General features: G+C 64.4%; 5 protein-coding genes. 2 read left to right on the plus strand and 3 right to left on the minus strand.

What is annotated here, in order from left to right; genetic code table 11:
* Nucleotide 1 precedes the first annotated feature (1 nt).
* Together VFG33_RS27420 and VFG33_RS27425 are read right to left on the minus strand one after the other, a co-directional pair.
* Nucleotides 2-523 (minus strand): GNAT family N-acetyltransferase, encoded by a 522-nt coding sequence (locus tag VFG33_RS27420; RefSeq protein ID WP_325055850.1) that lies wholly within the window; start codon nt 521-523, stop codon nt 2-4.
* Nucleotides 524-634: 111 nt separating this feature from the next.
* Nucleotides 635-1,933 carry a hypothetical protein gene (locus VFG33_RS27425; RefSeq protein ID WP_325055851.1) on the minus strand — a complete coding sequence of 433 codons (1,299 nt, stop codon included), beginning with the start codon at nt 1,931-1,933 and terminating at the stop codon, nt 635-637.
* A gap of 676 nt (nt 1,934-2,609) precedes the next feature.
* On the opposite strand from VFG33_RS27425, the gene VFG33_RS27430 reads away from it, so the two are divergent.
* Together VFG33_RS27430 and VFG33_RS27435 are read left to right on the plus strand one after the other, a co-directional pair.
* Nucleotides 2,610-2,879, plus strand: a complete 270-nt coding sequence (locus VFG33_RS27430; RefSeq protein WP_325055852.1) for a hypothetical protein — start codon at nt 2,610-2,612, stop codon at nt 2,877-2,879.
* A gap of 156 nt (nt 2,880-3,035) precedes the next feature.
* A complete protein-coding gene (locus VFG33_RS27435) occupies nt 3,036-4,601 on the plus strand; it encodes a glycoside hydrolase family 10-like protein (protein WP_325055853.1) in 1,566 nt (521 codons plus the stop codon).
* Between the two features lie 2 nt (nt 4,602-4,603).
* Here VFG33_RS27435 and VFG33_RS27440 read toward each other — a convergent pair.
* Nucleotides 4,604-6,439 (minus strand): hypothetical protein (locus VFG33_RS27440; RefSeq protein WP_325055854.1); only part of this gene is annotated, 1,836 nt, incomplete at its 5' end.

Below are 6,439 nucleotides of genomic sequence, written 5' to 3' on the forward strand. Positions count from 1 at the left end.
GTCAGTTTCCCTTCGGCTTTCGCCGGTTGAGCTTGTTCAGGCTGATGGGGAGCACGGTGATCTCGCGGCCGTCGGCGTACCGGGTCTGAGGCTCGCCCTCGACGAACCGGAACCGCCGGTTCATCTGCCGGACCACGGTGTTGTGCTCGAGGACCTCGCCGGACAGGTCGTCCAGGCCGAGTTCGTCGAACGCGTAGCCGGTCGCGTCCTTCATGACCTCGATCCAGGCCGGCAGCGTCTCGCCCCGCTCGGCCAGGCCCTCGGCGTCCAGATAGAAGCCCCACTCACCCGTCTTGCGGTCGCCGTCGAGCTCCAGATCGGTGAAGTTGACTACACCGGCAGCGACACCGTCGCGTTCGTAGATCAGTATCCGGCGGGTTGGATCCACGCTGGCTTTGGCCCACCAAGCGGCGTGCTCATCAGCAGAGATTTCGTGCGCCATGATGCTGATGACACGGTTCGCCGCCTGATTGCGGAAGGCTCGGATTGTGTCGACGTCGCTGTCCGATGCCGTGCGCAGCACTTTCCCACCCTCTCGCTACCGGTTGATCCGGCCACCACGGTACCGGCTCTCCTGCGCGGCGTGCGATCCGGTGGCCAGACCGGAACCGCATCGGGTGATGAGGGAATCGAATCAACCCCTCTGCGCCGACTGTCTGGCGCCTGGAGAGTGCGATAGGGACAGCAGTTCCCGGTACTCGCTGACGCTCGGTCGGGCGGCCTCTGAATCAGGCACGGTCGCCAGTACCTTCCTGGCGACGGCCCTAACATTCTGGGTGTGGTGCTCGGCTGGCAGGCCCTCGAGGACGTATCCAGCGTGGGCGATTCCGTCGGTTACCGATCCGTCGTTCACCAAACAGGCGGCGCGGTGTAGCTCGATCTGGGCTCGGCATCGGGACATCGACATCGGATATGCGGCAAGCGCTGCATCCTGACTCTTGTGCGCTTCCTTTACTCGCCCGGTCGCGGTGTATACGAAACTGTCGGTATGTAGAAGGTTCTGCTCCGGCCAGGCCAGTAGCGAAGAGCGTTCGGCAGCAACAGTGCCAGGCAAGGAATCGAACGTACTTCTCATTTGGCCGAGTAGATCCTCCGCGTCAGCGGTCGCGCCCATCTGAGAGAGCACCTTGGCTTTGCATGCCATGGCTTGCAGCTTCCCGATTGAGGCATGGTCCTCAGCGAGTTGGATGGCGGCATCAGCCTGGTTGAGGACGGACTGAAGCGGTCTTCCCTGGTAGAACCCGCTCATCGACTCATAGCCACGCACCCACACACGCAGGTCACGGTCACCTGAGGCATCAGCAGCGCGGCGCCCCGTCCGCCACCACTGTCGAGACTCGCCTGGCTGGCTCAGAGCACTTGCCGTCATGGCCATGATCGTTGCGAGTGTCGCGCCCGCTGCGTAGAGATGGCTCCGTCGACGGGAGTCCGCTGTCTCGTTTATTGCGTGACGGAGCGCCAGGACATCCGCGATGAGATCAGGGAGAAGTAACTGCGGCGGAGTCGCCGAGTATGCGTGCGCGTAGTCGTAGGCGATCTCTTGCCAGTCCTCAATCGTGTAGTTAGATCCATCTGGAGGCAGGGATGCATTCAAGGCGTGACGGATTACTTCAAGAGGCTGGACCCCGAGAGCTGCCATGGCTCCGAGGCCGGCCAAGCTCTCCAAGAGTCGACGTCGCTCCAAGCCCTCTTCCTCTCCGGGGGTAAAGGGTGCGGCAACCAAGAACGGCCGCTGCTCTCCAGCGGCCCGCTGTTTCCCAGCCAAATGGCTTGAGTCTTGCTCGCCGTCGACGGACAGTACGACGTCGGTGGCCGATTCCGCCGCACGGCTGGCTCCGGGCAGGTCAAACCACAATAGGTCCACCGGAATCTCTAGAACCCTCGCCCAGTAGGCCAGGGTGTCGAGGTTGCGGACCGGTCTGCCGGTCTCCAACCGGCTGACCTGAGGCTGGCTTAATCCGAGCCATTGGCCGATCAGTCCCTGAGAGATGCCTGCAGGTCCGTATGTCGACTGATGGTGCAGATGTAAACGGTACGTTCGTACTACACGACCGATGTGCTGGGCCGCGAACGCGTCGTGGAACTCTTCGGTCTTCCAGAACTCGTCCGGAACCCGCGGCGGCGTGTTGAACCTGTCACGGGAGATCCGTTGGCACCGGGCACACTGCTGGGTGGGATTGTCCGTTGCCAATTGCGTGCCGCAGCGGCAGTAGCGTTTCCGCATTGGCTGCGGACTCATGGGCGCTCCGATCTGTGCTCTGTCTACAAATCGTAACGGCCATCTTGCGGGCTGTCCCTTGTCGTCTTCGTCGGGCTATGACGCTTGGCGCATGCCGGCTATGCATTCTCAGTGATTTCGCCTGAGACAGCCTGCCGTCAAGGTGGGTGCGTATCGCCGTTTGGCGAACTGCGTCTCGAGCGGGGATGTGACTGAGCGTGATCACTGGCATGTGGATTCTGACGGCCATCACAGCAACGCTGTGGATCTTCGTGCTGCGTGAGCTCGTGCATGACATGCGTGACCGCACATGAGCGGCGCAGTTAAGCCGCTCCTCCTGGCATATGTCCGCAGGCACTTGCTCATGTCAGACGTAGAGGTCGTGGACGCCATGGAACGCCTGGCATATTTCGCCGTGACCGAAGGCTTCGATCTTGGGACTGTGTTCATCGAAGAGGTCCACACGTCGCCGGCCGCCTTCGAAGCTTTGATTGCTGCTGTAGATCGTTATGAGGTCACCGCGGTAGTGCTGCCCAGCATGCTGCATTTCGCCGTCCTAGGCGCGCCCGTCAGCATCAAGACGCACTTCGAACATCTCACCGGTGCTCGGGTCCTGGTCGCCAACATCCCGTCCCCCCGATCTGAGCACCCTTCAGCCTGATCTAGGGGCCTCTAAGGCCGGCGAGCGGGCGTACCGGTGCCCTGCCATACCTGCGCCCGCTCGCCGATCCATCTCCAACCTCGTCTCAGTCTTCTACGGCTCGCGCAATTGTGTAACTATCTTTCGACTTCATTTGCGGACCAGTCGGAGAGTGACATGAAAGTCTGGCGGAGCGTCGGTGTACTCGGTGCGGCACTGGGCCTGCTGTTCGCAGCCCTACCCAGTACCGCGGGGGCTGCAGCGCCGGCGAACTGCATAGCGGATCCCAGTACTCCGCTGAGGCAGTTCCGCGCGAGCTGGGTCGCCTCGGTGGTGAATATTGACTGGCCCTCCAGGACCGGCCTCACCGCGGCACAGCAGCAGGCTGAACTGGTCGGCTGGTTCGACGACGCGGTGCGGCAGAAGCACAACGCCGTAGTACTGCAGGTCCGTCCGACGGCTGACGCGTTCTGGCCGTCCACGATCGAGCCGTGGTCGCAGTACCTCACCGGCCAGCAGGGCGGGAACCCCGGCTACGACCCGCTGGCGTTCGCGGTCGCCGAGGCGCACAAGCGGAACCTCGAGCTGCACGCGTGGTTCAACCCGTACCGGCTCTCCATGGGCACCAACCTCGATGCGCTGGTCCCCGAGCACCCGGCCCGGCAGCACCCGGAGTGGGTCGTCACGTACGGCGGCAAGCTCTACTACAACCCGGGGATCCCAGCTGTCCGCAAGCTGGTCGAGGACGCCATCATGGACGCGGTGTCGCGGTACGACATCGACGGTGTGCACTTCGACGACTACTTCTACCCCTATCCCGTTGCTGGTCAGGTGTTCGACGACGCGGCCACCTACGCGCAGTACGGCGAGGGCTTCCCGACGCTGGCCGAGTGGCGGCGGAACAACATCAATCTGTTGATCCAGGAGCTGCAGCATCGGATCAAGGCTGACAAGCCGTGGGTGAAGTTCGGCATCTCGCCCTTCGCCGTCTGGCGCAACGCCGCGACCGACCCGCTCGGTTCGCCCACGACCGCAGGGGTCCAGACGTACGACGACCTGGCCGCGGACACCAGGCGCTGGGTCCGCGAGGAGTGGATCGACTACATCGTCCCGCAGGTCTACTGGGCCGGTGGTTTCGCTGCGGCGGACTACAACAAGATCGTGCCGTGGTGGGCCGAGCAGGTCCGTGGGACTGACGTGCACCTGTACATCGGTGAGGCCACCTACAAGGTCGGTACGTCGACGCAGTCGCCCGACTGGTCCGACCCGGCCGAGCTGAGCGACCACCTGGCGTTCGACAGCACGATCCCGGAGGTCAAGGGCAACATCTACTTCTCCGCCAAGGATGTCCGGGCTGATCGCCTCGGAGCTACCAGCCTGCTCAACAGCAAGTGGTACACGCGTCCTGCCTTGGTCCCGGCGATGCCGTCCCTGGATTCCCGCCCACCGCTACCGGTCAACGGTCTCCGTGCGAGCCGCCTGAGTACAGGGACTCGCCTGCAGTGGCGTGCGACCTCAGCCGACACCACGTCGTACGCGATCTATCGCCGCGACCTGGCGGCAGGCGACTGGTGTGCAGACAACGATGCGCGCAACCTACTCGCGACAGTGCGGACCACCGGTGGCCAGCAGACCTTCACGGACACCACAGCGGTCAAGGGCCACCACTACCTGTATTCCGTCACTGCCCTCGACCGCACCTGGAACCAGAGCCTGCCGATCCCGACCATCAGCCTGGGGTGAGCTCAAGGGCCTTCGGTCGGCTCCTCCGGGGGCCGGGGCGGGTAGAGCTGGTAGACGCGGACCGTGCCCTCCTGGAAGCGGAGCTCGGCCAGGCGGGCTAGGTCATCCGGGATCTGGGCGACCCGCTCGTCCGCGAGGAGCCAGTGCACCCCGTACTTCGTCCGCAGCGTCTCCAGGCCTTCCGCGGTCGGGCCGGTGAACGCCTCGTCATTGATGCGCAGCTTCTCCTGGTCCCAGAACGGCCCGTACAGCGCCTCCGCGCTGGTGTGGACGTCATTCGCCCTGGCCGTGTACGCCCAGCCCTCGACGAGCACGCGGCGCTCGGCATAGCCCGGAATCCAGAAGGATCCCGTATGACACTGGGGCCCGGTCGGCGCGTGGCAGTGGATGTTGGTCGCGATCAGGTCGTCTGGCGCGGACAATCCACGGATGAACCGTGCCGCCTCGATCCCGCCGGGCGCGATCGACTCGTACGGGCCCTGCGGCGGGAACGCGAACCTGGCGAGGCTCAGGACGGTCGGGGAGACCGTCGTGCCCAGCAATGCGGCCACTGCGATTACGGCCCAGGTACGCCGAGATCCACGCATCACCAGACCCAGTACGACGACTCCGACGGCCACCACGAGCAGAGCGACCACAGGTGGTTCGGCGAAGATCCGGTCGAGGCAGCTGGTATCGCGGCAGTCCCTGATGAGCCCGTCGGTCCGGGATCGGCCAAAGTAGATTGCGGCGACGCCTAGAGCCAGCGCGGGCGCGACAGCGAAGTACTGGCGTCGGTCTAGGGAGGACAGACCCCAGGCAGCTATCAGAACCCCATAGACAAAGGCACTTCGGACGAAGAAGACCTGCGCCTGGCTGTAGTGGTACAGCAGGCCGGCAGCTGCGATCGCACTGATCAGCCCGGCCAGCAGCATCACGACCATCGGATCGCGGGGGAGCCGCCGACGAATCAACAGGGCGCCGGCAGCAGGCATCAACCAGGCGATGACAATCGCGGCCGAGACGATGATCAGCACAGACGGACCACCTTGCACCGAAGGGTCGATGCCGGTCAGCATGCCGTCCAACATGCTGCGGAAGGTCCCACCCGGTTTCACCTCGGTGCCGTGGCTCGCGCCGCGGAGTACGAGGAAGAGGTTCCCCGCATAGCTGGCAGTGACCAGTACACCGAGGACCAGCGCGCGCAGGTTGAGTCGACGGGCCTGGACCGTCAGGTAGATCCAGGCTGCGGCAATCCCGGCGGCGTACACGGGGAGTGCGGTTGCCTTGCTGATCGAGAGCACGGCGATCAGCACAGTCGCTACCAGGAACAGCCCCGCGAGTTGCTGCTTGGTCTGGCCCGGCTTGCGTCGTAGCAGCAGGGCCGTGATCGCTATCAGCGGCAGCGTCAGCACTGTGGAGAACGCCTGCGTCGGGCTGATCATCTGGCCCATCGACATCGGGCCGTCGTTGTACAGCGTGTGCGTGGTCGTCCAGGCCCACGGCGAGAGGTCACTGCCGAGGACAGTCAGCCCGGCCCCGATCGGTGCCGCGAGAGCGCGGCCCGTCAGCACCATGGCGACCGCAGCCGCTCCGAGAGCTGTCAGCAGTAGGAAGGCGAACGGCACGACGCGCTGCGTCAGTACGTCGAGCTCGATCCCAGTGATCCAGTGGGCCGAGGCGATGTGGTTGTAGACCATCCAGTGGTAGGTCAGCGGCTCGCCTGCGACGTACGGGACCTGTGGTGGGAAGTGGTTGGCCAGTTCGGCCGCGAGGGACAACTGGTAGGGCGAGTCCAAGTTCGGCCGGAGAGCCTCCGGAGCGTTCAGTGGAATCAGCCGGGAGCCGACCCGGATGTA

It is taken from the genome of Kribbella sp., assembly GCF_035687465.1.
GTDB lineage: Bacteria > Actinomycetota > Actinomycetes > Propionibacteriales > Kribbellaceae > Kribbella.

Excerpts from the sequence above, each read along its gene's own strand:
- VFG33_RS27430 (WP_325055852.1), top strand. The coding sequence starts at position 2,610 with ATGGAACGCCTGGCATATTTCGCCGTGACCGAAGGCTTCGATCTTGGG.
- VFG33_RS27435 (WP_325055853.1), top strand. The coding sequence starts at position 3,036 with ATGAAAGTCTGGCGGAGCGTCGGTGTACTCGGTGCGGCACTGGGCCTG.